Source organism: Devosia albogilva, from assembly GCF_042685625.1.
GTDB lineage: Bacteria > Pseudomonadota > Alphaproteobacteria > Rhizobiales > Devosiaceae > Devosia > Devosia albogilva.
Genome location: NZ_JBHUNP010000001.1, coordinates 582,598 through 600,589 on the forward strand (window position 1 = coordinate 582,598; position 17,992 = coordinate 600,589).

Annotated in this window: 15 protein-coding genes, 1 tRNA gene and 1 other annotated feature; of the genes, 7 read left to right on the forward strand and 9 right to left on the reverse strand. The window is 66.4% G+C overall.

Going from position 1 to position 17,992, the window contains the following annotated elements:
- Positions 1 to 54: 54 nt before the first annotated feature.
- Positions 55 to 1,296: an AI-2E family transporter gene (locus ACFSX5_RS02955; protein ID WP_386831622.1), complete on the reverse strand. Its 1,242-nt coding sequence runs from the start codon at positions 1,294 to 1,296 to the stop codon at positions 55 to 57.
- Between the two features lie 164 nt (positions 1,297 to 1,460).
- Between ACFSX5_RS02955 and ACFSX5_RS02960 the strand changes: the two genes are divergently transcribed.
- Positions 1,461 to 2,402: a nucleoside hydrolase gene (locus ACFSX5_RS02960; RefSeq protein WP_386831624.1), complete on the forward strand. Its 942-nt coding sequence runs from the start codon at positions 1,461 to 1,463 to the stop codon at positions 2,400 to 2,402.
- 75 nt (positions 2,403 to 2,477) lie between these two features.
- Here ACFSX5_RS02960 and ACFSX5_RS02965 read toward each other — a convergent pair whose 3' ends face one another.
- Positions 2,478 to 4,055, reverse strand: a complete 1,578-nt coding sequence (locus ACFSX5_RS02965) for an ABC-F family ATP-binding cassette domain-containing protein (RefSeq protein WP_386831626.1) — start codon at positions 4,053 to 4,055, stop codon at positions 2,478 to 2,480.
- Between the two features lie 175 nt (positions 4,056 to 4,230).
- Between ACFSX5_RS02965 and ACFSX5_RS02970 the strand changes: the two genes are divergently transcribed.
- Both ACFSX5_RS02970 and ACFSX5_RS02975 read left to right on the forward strand, forming a co-directional pair.
- A complete protein-coding gene (locus ACFSX5_RS02970; protein WP_386831628.1) occupies positions 4,231 to 4,842 on the forward strand; it encodes a LysE family translocator in 612 nt (203 codons plus the stop codon).
- 44 nt (positions 4,843 to 4,886) lie between these two features.
- Positions 4,887 to 4,962, forward strand: a tRNA-Ile gene (locus tag ACFSX5_RS02975).
- Between the two features lie 51 nt (positions 4,963 to 5,013).
- On the opposite strand, the gene ACFSX5_RS02980 is transcribed toward ACFSX5_RS02975, so the two are convergent.
- From ACFSX5_RS02980 to ACFSX5_RS02990, 3 genes are all read right to left on the reverse strand, one after another.
- The gene (locus ACFSX5_RS02980; protein ID WP_386831630.1) at positions 5,014 to 6,285 is read right to left on the reverse strand and encodes an MFS transporter; all 1,272 of its coding nucleotides are present in this window, start codon (positions 6,283 to 6,285) and stop codon (positions 5,014 to 5,016) included.
- A gap of 159 nt (positions 6,286 to 6,444) precedes the next feature.
- Positions 6,445 to 7,299 (reverse strand): universal stress protein, encoded by an 855-nt coding sequence (locus ACFSX5_RS02985; RefSeq protein WP_386831632.1) that lies wholly within the window; start codon positions 7,297 to 7,299, stop codon positions 6,445 to 6,447.
- A gap of 14 nt (positions 7,300 to 7,313) precedes the next feature.
- On the reverse strand, positions 7,314 to 8,801 hold the full coding sequence (locus ACFSX5_RS02990) for a SulP family inorganic anion transporter (RefSeq protein WP_386831634.1): 1,488 nt from the start codon (positions 8,799 to 8,801) through the stop codon (positions 7,314 to 7,316).
- 205 nt (positions 8,802 to 9,006) lie between these two features.
- Positions 9,007 to 9,058, reverse strand: a sequence feature (sul1 is cis-regulatory element that is thought to sense ions involved in sulfur or methionine metabolism; They are found in Alphaproteobacteria).
- Positions 9,059 to 9,190: 132 nt separating this feature from the next.
- Between ACFSX5_RS02990 and arsC the strand changes: the two genes are divergently transcribed.
- The gene (gene arsC, locus ACFSX5_RS02995; protein WP_386831636.1) at positions 9,191 to 9,613 is read left to right on the forward strand and encodes an arsenate reductase (glutaredoxin); all 423 of its coding nucleotides are present in this window, start codon (positions 9,191 to 9,193) and stop codon (positions 9,611 to 9,613) included.
- A gap of 153 nt (positions 9,614 to 9,766) precedes the next feature.
- On the opposite strand, the gene ACFSX5_RS03000 is transcribed toward arsC, so the two are convergent.
- The gene (locus ACFSX5_RS03000) at positions 9,767 to 11,128 is read right to left on the reverse strand and encodes a sensor histidine kinase (RefSeq protein ID WP_386831638.1); all 1,362 of its coding nucleotides are present in this window, start codon (positions 11,126 to 11,128) and stop codon (positions 9,767 to 9,769) included.
- Positions 11,125 to 11,793: a response regulator transcription factor gene (locus tag ACFSX5_RS03005; protein WP_386831640.1), complete on the reverse strand. Its 669-nt coding sequence runs from the start codon at positions 11,791 to 11,793 to the stop codon at positions 11,125 to 11,127. Before ACFSX5_RS03005 ends, ACFSX5_RS03000 begins: the two co-directional genes overlap by 4 nt.
- A gap of 141 nt (positions 11,794 to 11,934) precedes the next feature.
- Here ACFSX5_RS03005 and ACFSX5_RS03010 point away from each other — a divergent pair, with 141 nt between their 5' ends.
- The 3 genes from ACFSX5_RS03010 (at position 11,935) to ACFSX5_RS03020 (ending at position 16,688) form a co-directional block, all read left to right on the forward strand.
- A complete protein-coding gene (locus ACFSX5_RS03010) occupies positions 11,935 to 13,113 on the forward strand; it encodes an efflux RND transporter periplasmic adaptor subunit (RefSeq protein WP_386831642.1) in 1,179 nt (392 codons plus the stop codon).
- Between the two features lie 3 nt (positions 13,114 to 13,116).
- Positions 13,117 to 16,254 (forward strand): efflux RND transporter permease subunit, encoded by a 3,138-nt coding sequence (locus ACFSX5_RS03015; protein WP_386831644.1) that lies wholly within the window; start codon positions 13,117 to 13,119, stop codon positions 16,252 to 16,254.
- A gap of 164 nt (positions 16,255 to 16,418) precedes the next feature.
- Positions 16,419 to 16,688, forward strand: coding sequence for a hypothetical protein (locus tag ACFSX5_RS03020; protein ID WP_386831645.1), 270 nt, complete (start codon positions 16,419 to 16,421; stop codon positions 16,686 to 16,688).
- Positions 16,689 to 16,736: 48 nt separating this feature from the next.
- Here ACFSX5_RS03020 and ACFSX5_RS03025 read toward each other — a convergent pair whose 3' ends face one another.
- The gene (locus tag ACFSX5_RS03025; RefSeq protein WP_386831647.1) at positions 16,737 to 17,603 is read right to left on the reverse strand and encodes an SIR2 family NAD-dependent protein deacylase; all 867 of its coding nucleotides are present in this window, start codon (positions 17,601 to 17,603) and stop codon (positions 16,737 to 16,739) included.
- A 6-nt stretch (positions 17,604 to 17,609) separates the two neighbouring features.
- The gene (locus tag ACFSX5_RS03030) at positions 17,610 to 17,906 is read right to left on the reverse strand and encodes a hypothetical protein (RefSeq protein WP_386831649.1); all 297 of its coding nucleotides are present in this window, start codon (positions 17,904 to 17,906) and stop codon (positions 17,610 to 17,612) included.
- Positions 17,907 to 17,992 lie beyond the last annotated feature (86 nt).

Sequence of the window (17,992 nt, forward strand, 5' to 3'; positions counted from 1 at the left end):
GGCAATGTTGTGGCGCGCCTCGCAGGCGTCAAGCGCCGCGGCTGCATGGACGGTCTACGCCGACCGCTCCACGCCGGACGGCGCTGTCCCCTCCGGTGGCCGCATCCGCTCTTCCTTCCGCTCCGACTGCGGCTCGCCGTCCTTCTGTTCTGGCGCGGCCTCTTCCTCGCTCTGTTCGCGGATGGCGATGGCCGTGTTGACCAGGAGCGCCTCGCGGTCGGTCATGTTGCGGGTGCGGCGCACCGGACGCTTGGGCATCATCGGCTTGCTCGGCAGCGCATGTAGCAGCAGCGACTGCGCGATCAACAGACTCGGCACGGCGATGAGGCCGCCGACCGGGCCCCAGGACCACAGCCAGAAGGTGATCGACAGGAAGATGATGAATGGGTTCAGCGTCATCGTCCGCCCGATGAAATGCGGCGTGATGATCTGCCCTTCGGTGAAGTTGATGGCGACATAGCACGCCACCGGCAACAGGATCGCCGTCAGTTCCGTCTGCGTGCCGAGCCCCACCGCGAGCAGGATCAGGATCATCACGCCCTGCCCCACATAGGGGATGTAGTTCAGCACGCCGGCCAGCGCCCCCCACAATAGCGGCGACGGCATTCCGATCGCCCACGTCGCCAGCGTCACCGCCACCGCAACGCAACTGTTGATGATGGTGATCGAGATCAGATAGCGGCTGACCTTGGCCTCGACGTCGCGGAACACATGCGCCGTGCGCCAGCGCATCCGGCGGCTGACGCACAACGACAGCACCGAGATGCGGATATGGTCGCGCGTGGCGAGAAAGAAGTAGAGGCTGGCGAGAAAGATCAGGATCTGCGCGCCGATCGCCGGAGCCAGCATGGCGAGGGTGAACACCTGCGCATTGTCTTCCACCGTGACGGACATCGAGTTGCCGTCCTTGAAGATGCCGCTCACCTGTGCCTGGAACGAGCCAATCGCCTCGAGCGGGCCCTCCAGCGTCGCCAATTGCTCCTGCAGCCGCTGCCACATCACCGGCGCACGCGCCACCCATTCCGACAGCGGAACGGCGAACAGCGCCATGCCGACCAGGATCACTGCGATCAACGCGATGACCACCAGGCCCGCCGACAGCGCCGCGGGGATGCCGACGGCCTCCAGCCGGTCCGCCACCGGCCCGAACATCAGACCAATGATGATGGCGAGCGTCACCGGCGCCAGGAACATCTGGCCGCTCTGCAGCGCCACCAGCAGCGCCAGCAATCCGATGAAAACCAGGGCCAGTTGCCCCGCATTACCGAGGACGCGCTCGAACTGGCTTTCGTCCATGTCTCTTGGTGCCGCTCTGCGCGCCATGTTGCCGACCAGTTCCTTGAAGCTCCCCGCGGTGAAGAAACGCCGCCCCTGGCTTGAATGTTCCTGCTGCAGGGCGTCGACCCGGCTGCCGGAGCCGACTAGTGTGGCGCCATCCGACTCGCTTTGAGCCTAAATCCATGTCCCGCAAGATCATTATCGACACCGACCCCGGCCAGGATGATGCCGTGGCCATCCTGCTCGCCCTCGCTTCCCCCGAGGAGCTCGACGTGCTCGGCATCGTCGCCGTGGCCGGCAATGTGGGCCTCCACCACAACGCCACCAACGCCCGCAAGGTGGTGGAACTGTCCGGCCGCACCGAGGTGCCGGTCTTTGCCGGTTGCGCCCGGCCGATGCGCCGCACCCTCGTCACCGCCGAGCACGTACATGGTGACACCGGCCTCAACGGCCCCGACCTGCCGGACCCCAAAATTCCGCTGCAGCCGCAGCACGGCGTCGACTGGATCATCGACACCCTGATGGCGTCCGAGCCGGGCAGCATCACCCTGTGCACCCTCGGGCCGCTCACCAATATCGGCATGGCCCTGGTCAAGGAGCCGCGCATCGCCGAGGTCATCGGCGAGATCGTGATGATGGGTGGCGCCTATTTCGAGGTGGGCAACATCACCCCGGCCGCCGAGTTCAACATCTATGTCGATCCCGAAGCCGCCGACGTCGTGCTGCGTTCGGGCGTGCCGATCACCATCATGCCGCTCGACGTCACCCATCAGGTGCAGTCCACCCCCGCCCGCCTCCAGGCGATCCGCGGCCTCGGCAACCGCACTGGCCACGCCGTCTACGAGATGCTGACCTTCTCGGAGTCCTTCGACCTGAGGAAATACGGCTGGGAGGGCGCCCCGCTCCACGACCCCACGGTCATCGCCTACCTGCTCCAGCCCGAGCTGTTCGAAGGCCGGCACTGCAACGTCACCGTCGAAACCGCCAGCGAACTGACGGTGGGCATGACCGTGGCCGACTACTGGCACGTCACCGGCCGCGTCCGCAACGCCATCTTCATGCGCTCCGCCAACGCCGACGGCTTCTACACCCTGCTGACGGAGCGGCTTGCCCGCCTACCCTAATCTCGCGGCTCCTTCGCCCCTTCTCCCCTTGCGGGAGAAGGTGGCTCGCGCAAAGCGCGAGACGGATGAGGGGGATCACCCGATCTCCACCCGTCGCTCCACCCCGATATTCTCCAGAAACACCGGGTCATGGCTCACCACCAGCAGCGCCCCGTCGAACGCCCGTAGCCCCGCCTCCACCACCTCGATCGACTCGACATCGAGATGGTTGGTCGGCTCGTCCAGCACCAGCAGCATCGGCGGCGTCGTGCCCCCGAGCACGCAGGCCAGCCCCGCCCGCAGCATCTGCCCGCCGCTCAGCGTCCCCACACGCTGCAACGCCGCATCGGCGCGGAACATGAACGCCGCCAGCACTGCCCGGCACTGGTTCTCGGTGCTGCCGGGGCTGAGCCGCCGGAAATTGTCGAGGATCGACTCCGCCGGATCGAGCAGGCTCACCTGCTGGTCGAGCATCGCCGCCGGTCCGCCCAGCACCACCGTACCGGCCACCGGCTTGAGCCGCCCCGTCAGCAGGTTCAATAGCGTCGTCTTGCCGGCCCCGTTCGGCCCCACCAGCGCCACCCGCTCCGGCCCGATCAGGGTCAGCGAGAAATCCCGCACCACCGGCCGCTCCGGATCGTACCCTCCGGTCACCCCGCTCGCCTGCAACACCGTCTTGCCCGCCGGCAATCCGCTCGGCTCCAGCCTGACCGAGAACGGCGTCAGCACCTCCACCCGCTCCCGTGCCCGCACCAGCGCCACCCCCGCAGCCTCCGCCTGTCGCTCCGCCAGCACAGACCCCGCCCCCGCACTGTTCTCGGCATTCTCCTTGCGGCCCCCGAGCAGGATCTTCGGCGCCCCACCCCGCCTGGCCTCCTTGCGCCCGCCGGCATCGCGCCGCGCCTGCCGCTCCCGCGCCTCCTGCGCCTTGCGCGCCACCTCCGCCACCTGCCGTTCCGCCGCCGCAAGATCGTGCTCTGCCGATTGCAGTTCCAGCGCCTTCTGCGCCCGATACCGGCTGTAGGACCCGCCATAGGTGGTGGCGCCAAGGCTCGTCAGTTCGACGATCGCATCCACCGTCTCGAGCAACTCACGATCATGGCTGACCACGATCGCCCCGCCCCTCCAACTCCCAAGCAGGTCCACCACTGCCGCCCGGCCGTCCGCATCGAGATTGTTGGTCGGCTCGTCGAGCAGGATGAAATCGGGTTCCGCGAACACCAGCGCCGCCAGTGCCGCCCGCGTCCGCTGCCCGCCGGAAAGTGTCCGCAGCGGCCGCGATGGCTCCGCCGCCAATCCCAGCCGGGCCAGCGCCTCTTCCACCCGGCTCTCCAGCGTCCAGTCCGCCTCGGCCAGTTCCTCCGCGGTGGCAGTGCCCGAAACCGCCCGCTCCACCAGCGCCAGCGCCTCGGCCACTCCGAAGAGATCCGCCACCGTCTCCTCGCCGGCCGCCACCGCCTGCCGCAACACGCCGACGCGGCCGTCGACGGTCACCCGGCCCGAGGCCGGCGCCAGCTCACCGCCGATCACGCGCAGCAGCGTCGACTTGCCGACGCCATTGCGCCCGACCAGCCCTGTGCGGTGCGGACCGAAACTGAGATCGAGATGGGAAAGAAGCGGACGCCCGTCAGGCGTTTGGAGCGAAAGACCGGATAGAACGATGGAGGCAGGCATGGATATCCCCGTGGGCAAGGCTGATCGGCATTGCTTCAGGGCTCATATCCACGGTGCACCGTCCTGTTGGGTTGCGCTGGGTGCAATCTAGGCAGAGCGCGGCTGCGGCGCAACCGCCCATTGGCAGGCTTCGCGCCGGGGAGTAATGTCGCCGCCCGTTCGCACCGGTGCCCAAATGGACCTCTTCACCCTCGCCGCCTTCACCGTCGCCTATGCCATCGCCGTCCTGGTCCCCGGGCCGGGCGTGGCTGCCGTCGTGGCGCGGGCCCTCGGCGGTGGCTTCCGCGGCGCCTTCCCCATGGTGCTCGGCATCCTCGCCGGCGATCTCGTCTATTTCGTCTTTGCCGTCTTCGGGCTTGCCGCCATCGCCACCTGGTTCGGACCGGTCTTTGTCATCGTGCGCTGGGCCGGCGCCGCCTACCTGCTCTATATCGCCTGGAAGTTCTGGACCGCCCGCCCCGGCGCCGAGCAGATGAAGCCCAAGAACGAGGACGGCTGGAAGACCTTCCTCGCCGGCTTCTCGTTGACCATGGGCAACCCCAAGACCATCGTCTTCTATCTTGCCATCCTGCCGACGGTGATTCCGCTCGACCAGATGACCCCGCTCGCCTTCGCCGAGCTCACCGCCATCGTGGTGGTCGTCCTGCTGCTGATCGGCTGCGGATACGCCTGGCTCGCAGCCGCCGCCCGCCAGATGTTCACCAGCCCCCGCGCCCTCGGCCGCCTCAACAAGACCGCGGGCGCCATGATGGCCACCGCCGCCGGCCTCGTCGTCTGGCAGCACTAGAGTCTCTTTGACACGGCCCCGCGCTTTGCTAAGACCCTCCCCGCGGGCCTATAGCTCAATGGTTAGAGCCGACCGCTCATAACGGTCTGGTTCCAGGTTCGAGTCCTGGTGGGCCCACCAGAAATTGCGGGCGTCTCCGAGCAATCGGCGGCGCCCGTTTGCTTCCCGCCCCTACTCCACGGCGGCAGCTCGCCGCGCCATGGCGCCCCTGAGGGCGAGGTACGCCAGAGAACCGGCGATGCAGTACCCTGCATAACCAAAGGTCTGCACCGTGATCGGAACCCCCGAGTCGATGAAGAACCCGGCTATGCCCGGTCCGAGCGCCGAGGCAGCCACGAGAGCGGCGGTGGCCAGCGACCGAATGGCACCGATATGGGCCGTGCCGTAGAGTTCGACCCATAGGGCGCCGACAACCGGGTTCATCATCCCCTGCGTGAGGCCGATACCGACAAACACAGCCGGCATCGACCATATCGGCTGGGCCGTTCCCAGGATCAGACTGGCTGCCGCAAGCGGCACCAGCACGAACGGCATCAGGCGCCAGGAGCCGAAACGGTCGACCATGAACCCGGCGAAGATGGACGAGACGGCCACGGACAGCGACAGGAAGGGGAACATGGCGGTGAAGCTCGTCAGGTCCCAGCCTTTCACCTCCGTCAGATGCGCCTGATGGAAGATATAGAGCGTGCCGATGGCCGGTGGGGCCATGATCCCGGGCAGCAATACCAGGAACAGAGGATCGCGGATCACTCTGGCCCTGGTCCATTTCAATCCGGTCGGCTCAAGTGTGGTCATGCCATCTGGGTTGGCGACGACCGGCCGGCCCTTCCTGCCCTCCGGCGGATCACGCAAGAGGAACCAGATCACCGGAACGACCAGGCCCACCAGTATCGCTGCCGCGCCTGCCCACACATTGCGCCAACCGAAGGCCAGGATCGAAACCGTCAGCAGGAACGGCAGAATGGCGTCGCCGACCGTGTACCCCAATCCGGCAAAGGACAGCGCGCGCCCGCGGAAGCGGTTGAACCAGCGCGACATGGTGGTCATCGCCACATGGCTCAGCATGCCCTGGCCGAAGAACCGCAAGAGCGCCAAGGCCACAACCAGAACGGCGACGTGACCGGCGCCCGCCATGATCAGCGCCGTGGCCGCCAGGCCAAGCATGCAGATGATGGCAAGCCGTCGAGCCGGCAACCGGTCAGCGAGAACTCCGGCAAACACCAGCACACTGGCGCTGGCGAGCGTCGCCAGCGTGTAAAAGCCCCCGAACTCGCCATGGCTCAGGCCGAATTCCGTCCGCAGCGCCGTGTTGAACTGGGCGATGAAGTTGGTCTGGCCCGGCATCGTCGCCAGCGTCATCATCGCGCCCCCGGCGATCCACTGGAGCTGGCGCCCCGTCAACTCGGACAGTGGCGGGGACTTGGACGGGGCGATGACGGACAAGACCTGACTTTCGGGGGAAGGCGGTGGTGGAGAAAAGACAATCTGTTCGGCCGGTCTTCGGTGTCGCTGTAGTCGTTCCCTCACCACAAAGCCAGCGCGAGCCATGGTGACCTCGATGAACGTCGCGAGCGGCCGCGCACGCCGCGACCCGCTTCGCCCCTACCGGAACAGCATCACCGGGCGTCGCACCGATCGCACCATGTCGGCCGTGGTGCTGCCGATGAACAGGCTGCGGATGCGCGAATGCCCATAGGCGCCCATGATCAGCAGGTCGATATGGTCGGCCTCCGCATGGGCGGCGATGACCTTCTCCGGCTCGCCATCCTCTATATGGGTGTGGATGGTGTAGCCGGCGCTGCGCAGCAAGTTGGCAGCCGCCTCGAGCTTGCCGCGGGTCTCCGGCGTATCCCGCCCGGCTGTGACCAGATGGCCTTGAAGTCCGGCGAAGAGCTTGCCGTTCGCAATGTGGTTGATCGCCTTCATTACGCTGGGGCCGCCATCGAAGGCAACCAGGAAGCGCTGGATCGGCCGGAAAGCCCGCGACGCAACTAGGACGGGCTTGGTGCTGGTCCTCACCACCCGCTCGAGATTGGAGCCGAGATGGAGCTTGGCAAAATTGGCCGCCTCGCCGCGCTTGCCGATCAGGATCAGGTCGGCTTCCTTCTCGAGTTCCTGCACGGCCTCCACGATGTCGCCATTGCGTAACTTGCCGAGGGCCGCCGGCACCCCTGCCTGAAGCAGGCGTTGCACACCGGCATCGACGATGAGCCGGCCGCGCTGCTGTGCCAGCTTGGCTCGCTGCCTGTCGTGTTCGGCCAGTTCGTTGAGGAGGCTGGATCGGGCCCCCAGTTCCAGGCTGCCGGACAGATCGAACGGGGTGCTGGACACGTCGCGGCGGCCGATCACATGCACCACGTCCACGCCGGCCGCCACCGTGGTGGCCACCCAGGCGGCATGATCAAGCACGCTCTCGGCATAAGCGGAGCCGTCGATGAAAGCGATGAGTTTGGTCATCCAGCGTTCTCCTCCTAGTGTCCCATCAGGCGCTCGAGCGCCCCCGGCTTGTCGTGGACACCCAATCTGTCGACGATGGTCTCGCTGGCCTCGTTGAGCCCGACCACCTCCACCTCGGCGCCCTCGCGGCGGAACTTGAGCACCACCATGTCGAGCGCCTGCACGCTCGAGATATCCCAGATATGGGCGTGGGTGACGTCGATGGTGACCTTTTCCAGCGCCTCCCGGAAGTCGAAGGCATTGGTGAAGTCTTCGGCAGAGGCGAAGAACACCTGCCCCTCCACCGTGTAGGTGCGCTCGCGCCCATCGGCGCTCAGTTCCGAGGTCACGCGGAAGATCTGCGAGATCTTCCAGGCAAAGAAGATGCCCGAGAGCAGCACGCCGATCAGCACGCCGAGGGCGAGGTTGTGGGTATAAACCACGGTCACCACGGTCGCGATCATGACGATGGAGGAGCTGCGCGGATGCGTTGCCAGGTTCTTGATCGAGCTCCACGAGAAGGTGCCGATCGACACCATGACCATGATGGCGACAAGCGCCGGCATCGGAATCTGGCTGACGAGGTCTCCCAGCACAAGCAGCAGCGTCAGCAGGAACACCCCGGCACAGAAGGTCGATAGCCGCCCGCGGCCGCCCGACTTCACGTTGATGATGGACTGCCCGATCATCGCGCAACCGGCCATGCCGCCGATGAAACCGGTGGCGGTGTTGGCAATGCCCTGGCCGATGCACTCCTGGTTGCGGTCGCTCTTGGTGTCGGTGAGTTCATCCACGATCTGCGCCGTCATCAGCGACTCGAGCAGCCCCACCACGGCCACGGCGGCCGAATAGGGGAAGATGATCATCAGCGTTTCGAAGGTGAACGGTATCTGGGGGATCAGGAACACCGGCAAGGTGTCGGGAAGTTCGCCCATGTCGCCGACCGTGCGCACATCGAGGCCTAGCGCCAGCGAAATGGCCGTCAGGACCACGATGCACACCAGCGGCGACGGCACGGCCTTGGTGATGCGCGGAAACAGGTAGATGATGGCCAGCCCGGCCGCGACCATGGCATAGGTCATCCAGGTGACGTTGATCAGTTCCGGCAACTGCGCCATGAAGATCAGGATCGCCAGTGCGTTGACGAACCCGGTCATCACCGACTTCGACACGAACCGCATCACGAAGCCGAGCTTCAGCAATCCCGCCCCGATCTGCAGCAGACCGGCGAGCACCGTCGCTGCCAGCAGATATTGCAGCCCGTGATCCCTGACCAGCGTGACCATCAGCACCGCAGTTGCCGCGGTGGCCGCCGAGATCATGCCCGGGCGGCCGCCCACGAAGGCAATCAGCACGGCGATCGAGAAGGACGCGTAGAGACCGACCTTGGGGTCGACCCCCGCGATGATGGAAAAGGCGATCGCCTCGGGAATGAGGGCCAGCGCCACAACAAGGCCGGAGAGAATGTCGGCCCGGATATTGCCGAACCACTCGGCGCGCATGCGGGGAAGGATGTCTTGCATCTACTGTCCATCTGTGGAGTGCCGCGGCCTAGAGAGCCCTTGCGGCTGTCGCGATACAGGGATGCCCTGAGGGAGGCGGTGTCAGGAGCCAGGAGTGCGGTCACGGCTGGGAAAGCCGCCTGACGGAAACACCGGATTCGTGGCAGTCTGACCTGCAGCCGAACGCTTCAGGCGTTCCGTTGCATCCATGTTCAAACGATCTGGTAGGTGACCGGGGGATAGGCGCCCGGAGAAGCCACCCGCATCGCGGGTCCGACGACGGTTTCTACATGTCTCAGCTGGAAACCCGAAGCAAGGGGCCCACGGACGCCCTCGGGCAGCCTGGATCGTGGCTGGATGGAAAATCTGGTACGAACGCGACATTGGCGTTCGAAGCGAGGGACCGCCAAATGAGCATCACCATCTATCACAATCCGGACTGCGGCACCTCGCGCAACACCCTGGCGATGATTCGCCAGAGTGGCGTCGAACCCACGGTAGTCGAATACCTCAAGACTCCGCCCGACCGCGCCACCGTCACCCGGCTGGTCGCCGATGCCGGCCTGACCATCCGCGAGGCGCTGCGGAAAAACGGCACCCCATTCGAAGAACTCGGGCTGGCCGATCCAGCGAGGAGCGACGACGACCTGCTCGACGCCATCGCAGAGCATCCCATCCTCCTCAACCGCCCCTTCGTGGTAACCCCCAAGGGCACCCGCCTGTGCCGCCCCTCCGAACTCGTGCTCGACATCCTCGAGAATCCCGATATCGGCCCCTTCACCAAGGAGGACGGCGAAGTCATCATCGACGCGGACGGCAAGCGGCTTGTCTGAGCGACCGGCCACAAGCGACGCATCCTGACGGAACGCAGATCCTCAGCCGGACGCCGGCGCAACAATCACGGACAGCGCCACGGGCAGGTCCCGACCGGTGCGGATCGCGACATCAAAGGGATGTCCTGCCACTGCTCGCCACTGCTTAGCCCGTCATGCCGCCACCCGGCGGGCAAGGGGCAGTGAGATCTCGAACAGGGCGCCGCCTTCGGGCGAGTCCCCAACCGTGATGCGGCCCTGGTGACGGTTCACGATATCCCGCACCAGGTTGAGACCGAGCCCCGCGCCCTGATCGAGCGGCAGCACCCGGTTGAACGGCTCGAAAATGGTCTGCCGATGCTCCTCGGGAATGCCGGGTCCGCTATCGGCCACGCGCAGCGTTCCATCCCGTCCGACCGCGACGCGGATCATGGCCTTGTGCCCGCCATGGATCACCGCATTCTGGATGAGGTTGACCAGCGCCCGCGACAGCGAAGCGGGATCCGCCGAAACGGTCACCACCTCATCCTCGGCATCGAACGATATCTCGTCGCCCGCCGCGATCGCCAATGGCGCCATGTCGGCCGTGACCTGCGCCGCCAGCTCCACCAGGTTCACCCGCTGGAACACCGTGGTATCCGCATCGAGCCGCTGCAGGTCCAGCAACTGGTTCGCCAGATTGGTCAGCCGCGCCACATCCAGCAGCAACTGATTGCGTTGTTGGCCCGGCGGCAGCAGTTCCACCCGCGTCTGCAGGATGGCGATCGGGGTGCGCAGCTCGTGTGCTGCATCGGCGAGGAACCGCTGGCGCCGCTCCATGCCGTCGTCGAGCCGCTGCAGCGCCGCGTTCACCGCCCGCACCAGCGAGTGCAACTCCTCGGGCACATGCGCCGACGACAGGCGGATGCCCCGTTGATCCACATCGATCCGCCCGGCCTCCGCCGCCACGTGGTCGACCCCGCGCAATTGGCGCGAAATGATCATCGGCAGGATCAGGAAAGAGGCAAGCGTCATCAGCACCAGCAAGGCAACGAAGATCGGGCTCGCAAAGCTGGTGAGTATGGCGCTGAGGCGCAGTTCCGGCCCGCCCCCGCTGATGATCCACAACTGCCCGGCCGCACTGTCCTCCCGGCGCATGATGGCCGATGGCGCCTCGTGCGGGCCGATATCGGCGATATTGGCCGAGTTCAGTCGCGGCAGGTCATCCAGCAGATTGTGGACGTTTTCCGGGATGGTGCCCATTTGCACCGAATGCCCATCGACGTCGGTGGCATAGAACCAGAAATGGGGGTATTCGCTGATGCCCTTGGCGACATCCTCGTCGCTGATCACCAGCCTCAGCCCGCCGGATTCGTCGCGCTGCACCGCCTCGGCAATGTGCTCGACGATCTCCTCGTCCAGTCCCTGTTCCTCGCGCACCAGTTCGTAGATCGGAATGGCGATGACGCTGGCAAAGGCCAACAGCACCAGAGCCTGCATCGCGACCAGACGCCAGGTCAGCCGGACCCGCAGCGACGGGTAGTTCCAAGGCTTCATGCTGCCACCCGCAGCAGATAGCCAAGGCCGCGGATGGCATGAATCTCCACTCCGGCAGCACTCAGCTTGCGCCGAAGCCGCGAGATGTGGGCGTCGAGCGAGTTGGACGCAATCTCGTCGTCGAACCCGTAAACCGCTTCTTCCAGCGCGCTGCGCGAGACCGTCCGACCGGCGCGCCGCATCAGCAGTTCCAGCGCCAGCAATTCCCGGCGCGGCAGGTCCAGCGGCTCGCCGTCGATTTCGGCCTGCCGCTCCGTCAGGCTGAACCGCAGCCGCCCGACAGTGACCGCCGTCTCCCCCATCTGGGCCGGACGGCGCATCACCGCCCGCAGGCGCGCGAGCAGTTCGTCGGTGGAGAAGGGCTTCGGGAGGTAGTCGTCCGCACCGTTGTCCAGTCCCGCGACCCGGTGATCGGGCGAGCCCAGCGCCGACAGCACGATGATGGGCAGGCCCGGCTGCTCGCGTCGCATCACCGGGATCAGCGACAGCCCGTCGCCATCCGGCAGCTTGCGGTCGAGCAGCACCGCGTCATGCACGCCGCTGCGGCTGGCCTCCTCGGCGATCTCCAGCGTGCGCGCATGATCGACCACGATGTCGTGCCGGCTCAGCGCCGCCGTGAGGACCGCAGCCATGTCCTTTTCGTCTTCGACCAGCAGAACGCGCATGCGTCCCTCCTATCCAGTTCGAGGCCAGTCTAGCGACGGACATTGCCGCTGCATTGCGCCCTCCGCAACGTTCACGCAATCCGCACCCCGCACTTCATGGCGCAACGCTGGCCGAACCTGGCCCAAGCCATGGAGACAGACATGACCTTACCGGCACGCCTCGACCAACCAACCCCTCCCCCTGCAGGGCCATCCCGCCGGCGGCGATGGTTCTGGCCGCTGGCCGGCCTGGTCCTCGCCACGGGCAGCGTTTCCATCCTCCTGGTCAACCGCCTGCCGGCAGCGCCCGTGGCAGCCCCCGTCGAAACAGCGGAGGCGCCGCGTCTCATGCAGTTGCACCCCTCCGAAATCATCGCCGTCGAACCGCGCCCGATGGAAGAACTGGTGAAGGTCACCGGTATCATCCACCCCGCTCGCGAGGCGCCGGTCGCCGCCCTGGTGGGAGGCACCGCCGAAACGGTCGCGGTCGAAGCCGGCGACCGGGTCGAGGCCGGGCAGGTGCTGGTCGAGATCGGCACCACCGACCTCCAGCTTCAGCTCGACCAGCAGCAGGGCACCATGGCCTCGACCGCCGTGCAACTTCAGGCCGCCAAGGCGACGCTGGAGCGCACCCGGCAGCTCGCCGACCGCGAACTGGCCGCCCGCACCACGCTCGACGCCGCCCAGGCCGAGGTCGACCAGCTCACCGCTTCCCTCGCCGCGCAACAGAGCCAGGTGGCGCTGGCCCGCACCAACCTCGAACGGGCCCGGGTTCTCGCCCCCTTCTCCGGCACCATCGCCTCGCGTGCGGTCGGGCCCGGACAGATCGTCAGCCCGGGCACGACCATGCTGTCGATCGTCGACCTGTCCACCGTAACGGTGGAAGTGATCGCCCCCCTCCGCGATTCTGCCCGCATCCGGGTCGGCCAGACGGTGCGGCTGTCCGTGCAGGGCATGCCGGAGGCGTCCTTCACCAGCACGGTCGAGCGCCTCAGCCCCGTCGCCGAGGCCGGCACGCGCTCCATCAAGATCTACCTCAGGCTCGACAACCCCGATGGGCTGCTGCGTGGCGGCATGTTCGTCTCCGGCGACATCATCGTGCAGCGTGACGACGCGGTGCTCGCCGTCCCCGCCACCGCCGTCCACACCCGGGACGATGCCCCCTACGTGCTTGCGCTCGAGAACGGCATCGTGCGCGAACGTCCCATCCGCACCGGCACCGAGTGGCCGTCGGCCGGCTTGGTCGAAGCCCGCTCCGGCCTCTCTGCCGGTGACACCATCGTCGCTGCCAGTCTTGCCGGCCTGTCCGCCGGCACCGCCGTCGCCATCGGGGGGAACTGAGCCATGTTCCTCACCGCCATCAGCGTCCGCCATCCGGTCTTTGCCACCATGATCATGATCGCCATCATGGTCTTCGGCCTCTCGGCCTATCGCACGCTGCCCATCGAGCAATATCCCGATGTCGATTTCCCGGTCGTCGTGGTGATGACGCCCTATACCGGCGCCTCTCCGGAGGCCGTCGAAACCGAAATCACCCAGCCCATCGAAGAAGCCCTCAACACCCTGAGCGGCCTCGACATCGTCAGCTCCACCTCCAGCGCTGGTCTTTCCACCGTGGTGCTGGAGTTCACGCTCGAGACCGACCTCGCCACCGCAGCCCAGGATGTGCGCGACCAGGTTGCGGCCATGGCGCACGAACTGCCAGCTGCCGCCGATCCCAGCCAGGTGCTGCGCTACAATCCCACCGCCAGCCCGATCATGTCGCTTGCCCTCAGCAGTTCGACCCGGCCGATCCCGGAACTCACCCGACTGGCAGAGGACATCGTCAAGCCTGCCCTCACCGCTCTGCCCGGGGTGGGCAGCGCCACCGTCGTCGGTGGCCTCAAGGACCAGGTGAACATCGCCGCCGATCCGGCCCTGCTCAATGCCTTCGGTGTCGGGATCGGCGATGTGATCTCGGCCCTGCAGCAGGACAATCAGACCCTGCCCAGCGGCTCCATCGTCGATGCCATGCTGGTGCAAAGCGTCCAGCTCAACGCCAAGGTGCCCACCGTTGCCGGCTTCCGCGACATCATCGTCGCCCGTCACGGCGACGAGACCATCACGGTGGGCGATGTGGCAACGGTGACGCTGGGCCCGCCTGACACCGTCGGGCTCGCCTTCCGCAACGACGAGCAGGCCCTCGTCATCGACATCGTCAAGACCAAGACCGGCAACACCGTTGCCATCGCCCATGCCGTCGAGGACGCAGTGGCTGCGCTCAACGACAGCGGCCGCCTGCCCTCCGATGTAACCGTCGATGTGCTGCAGAACACGGCCGAGCCGATCGAGCAGAACTTCGAAACCGTCCGGTCCACCCTCATCGAGGGCGCCGCTCTGGCCGTCGCGATCGTCTTCCTGTTCCTCAACTCCTGGCGCTCGACCATCATCACCGGCCTCACCCTGCCGATCTCCATCGTCGGCACGCTGGCGGTCGTGAGCTTGCTCGGCTTCACGCTCAACATGATGACCATGCTGGCACTCACCCTGTCGGTCGGCATCCTGATCGACGACGCCATCGTGGTCCGCGAGAACATCACCCGGCACCTGCAGATGGGAAAATCGCATGTGCAGGCGGCGCTCGACGGCACCGCGGAGATCGGGCTGGCGGTCCTCGCCACCACCCTGTCGATCGTCGCCGTCTTCCTGCCGCTCGCCTTCATGGAGGGCATTGTCGGCCGCTTCTTCCTCCAGTTCGGCGTCACCGTCTCCGTTGCCGTGCTGATCTCGCTCTTCGTCAGCTTCACCCTCGATCCGATGCTGTCGAGTGTCTGGCACGACCCCGACTCCCAGCCCGACGTCCAGCGCGGTCCCATTGGCCGTCTGGTCGGCCTGTTCGACCGCGGCTTCGAAAAGCTCGCCCATGCCTATCGCGGCGTGCTGCGCTGGTCGCTGCGGCACCGGCTGATCACCCTTTTGGTGGCCGTGGCGTCCTTCGGCAGCAGCTTCCTGCTGTTCCCGATGGTCGGGACGGAGTTCATGCCGCCCGCCGACAACGGTCAGATCCAGGTCGACATCGAGACCCCCGCCGGCTCCTCCACCGCCTACACCGCCATCAAGGCGGGACAGGTGCAGAGCGTGTTGGCCGCCCTCCCCGAGATCGCCAGCACCTATACCAGCGTCAATGCCGGCGCCGCTTCCGGGGAAAACCGCGCCAGCATTGCCGTGACCCTGGTCGGCGCGGCCGATCGCGCCCGCTCCACCGAGGAGATGACCGGCCCCATCCGCGAGGCTTTGGGCGTCATCCCCGGCGCCCAGTTCGTGGTGATCCCCGGTGGCGGCATCGGCGGCCCCGAGAGCCCGGTGGAGTTCAAGCTACAGGGAGACAATCTCGACAACCTGGCCGTCGCCGCGGGACAGTTGCGCGACACCATGGCCGCCATACCCGGCGTGGTCGACATCAAGCTCAGCCTGCAGCAGGCCCAGCCGATGCTCGACATCATCCTCGACCGGCAGGCGGCCAGCGACCTCGGCATCGGCGTTCAGGACACCGGCGCGGCCCTTCGCGCCATGCTCGGCGGTGAGATTGCTTCGGCATGGACCAATCCCGCGGGCGACCAGCTCGATGTGGTGGTGCGCCTGCCCGCCGAACTGCGCCAGAGCGCCGACATCATCGCCGATCTGCCCGTCGCCCAGAGCCGGACCGAGCCGCCCATCGCCATTCCGCTGCACCAGATCGCCGAGATCCAGCCGGCATTGGGCCCCAGCGAGATCCAGCGCGAGAACCTTGCCCGTCAGGTGACCATCACCGCCAATATCGAGGGCGGCGTGCTGGGCGACATCACGGCCCAGATCGAGGCCGCCGTAGCCGCCCTCGACCTGCCGCCGGGTGTCAGCATCGTCCAGGGTGGCGACGGCGAAATGCTGGAAGAGACCATCGGCAGCATGGTCACGGCCCTGTTGCTGGCCGTGGTCTTCATCTACCTGGTTCTGGCCAGCCAGTTCGGCAGCTTCCTGCAGCCGCTGGCGATCATGATCGCCCTGCCGCTGTCGCTGATCGGGGTGATGCTGGGCCTGCTGGTCGGCGGCTCGACGCTGAACATGTATTCCATGATCGGTTTCGTCATGCTGATGGGCCTGGTGGTCAAAAATGCCATCCTGCTCGTCGACAATGCCAACCAGCACCGGCGCGAGGGCGCGCCCCTGGTCGAGGCCCTGATCGAAGCCGGCGGCACCCGCTTCCGGCCGATCATCATGACCACGCTGGCGATGATCTTCGGCATGATGCCGCTCGCGCTCGCCATTCACCCGGGCAGCGACCAGAATGCCCCAATGGCGCACGCGGTCATCGGCGGGCTCATCAGTTCCACCTTGCTGACGCTCGTGGTCGTTCCCGTGATGCTGACCTATGTCGATGCCCTGTCGCGGTTCGCCCACCGCTTCCTCCCCCGCGCGCCGGCGCACCATGCCGAGCCCGTCCAGCCCCTGCTGCCGGGCATCTGACTCTGCCGCTCACAGCCGCACCAGCACGGCACCCTGCTCCCGCAGCGGGGTGCCGTCGCGTTTCGACGAAATGCTAAGAGCCTGAAGATAAATGAGGTTTGCAATGTTGGGGCAATGGGCAGGTCCCAAAGTGAGGGTGTTCAAACAGAAAGGAACACCTCCAAATGAAAACTCTCGCAACCGCTTCCATCGCCGCCCTCGTCGCCATCGTCGGCTTCTCCACCCTGCCCGTTTTCGCCACCAGCGACAGCGACAACACCGTCCACGGCTTCTGGGAATTCTCCCTCCAGAGCTCGCTGCGTGATCGCGGCGTGGATGCCTCCCGCGTCGAGGAATGGGGTGGCCTGATCCGGGCCTTCGTCCAGAACCCCGATGGCAGCACCAGCATGCAGCTCTTCGACCCCACGACCCTGCAGCCCGTCTCGCGCGGCTGACCCAAGGGCGAGCTGCAGGCGGCCCCAGCCGCCTGCAGCTCGGGTCATCTATGTGGCGCGCACCCGCTCCAGCAGGGTCTCGAGAAAATTTCCCAGCGCCGCTTCCGGGTCGTCCCCGGCTCCATTCAGAACGCGCAAGCCCCAGTGACCCAGCACAGCTTCCTGGATCGGGTTGCTGGGCGACATGAAGACGAACGATGGCGGCCGGTCGCGCTCGTGCCCCGATTGCGCCCAGCTCTGCCACAGACGATGCAGCAGCAGGCGGATGTTGATGTCCGACATGCTGTAGCCGATGAACAGGATCGTCCGCCCCAGCGCATCGGCCCGGAATTTCACATCCAGCGGTGCTTCGAACGAAAGCCGGCTGAAATAGTCGGTCTCCGCCAGCACCAGCGAAGCGTCGTCATCGAAATCGCCATGGAACTTGACGATCTGCGTCACCGCCTCGCGGGCCGCCGCAATATCGCGGGCATTGGTGATGCGGTCATAGTCCTGCCCGTGCAGTTGGAACGCCACCTCGAGATTGCGGTCGTAGTTGGTGGTGTAGATGATCGGAAAATCGAGTTCGACGATCAGGTTGTGCAGCCGCGAGTCCCGCACCTTGTCCCGCGACACGTGCCACTGCCGGTCCATCCAGCTCCGCAACGGACCGATGCTGCCTGCCTGCAGGCGGTGATATTCCGCCAGTGTCTGATAGGTGATCCCTTCCAGGGTTTCCTGCGGCAGCCGCAATTCGTCGGCCATGTGCCGCACCAGCGTCGCCCAGGACGGCAACCCGACGCTCATCGACACCCCGGCGCCAACGAACAGAATGGCGTTGCGGCTGCGGATGGCAGCGGCCAGTTCATCGACATCGCTGCGGGCAAGCCCCTGTGCGGCTGTCTCGTAGACCTTTGCTTGCCCGCGGCGGCGCATGGGAGGCTACTGCGCCGCCTCCGTACCCGCCGGGTCGACGCCGTCCGACGTCACCGTCTCGGGTGCGGCCGGCTGGGGCGTGTCCGCCTCATCCCCCGCATCATCACCGGTACCGATGGAATTGGGTGCACCCTGCCCGGCCGGCGTCTGGTCGGAATCGACCGGCTCGGCCGTGGCCGGCGCATTTTCCTCGATCGTGTCCCGGTTCGCCTCGGCGCCGGTGAAGTTGAGGGTGAACATCGTCACGGCGAAGGCAATTACGACCAGGGCAACTACGATACCAATGATGAGGCGACGGTTCATCTGCCAGAATCCTGTGTGAGGTGCCGGTTGAACCCCTGCGCCCGGTGATTGTTCCAGCCATTCGCCCATCTTGCGCCGTCGGTGGC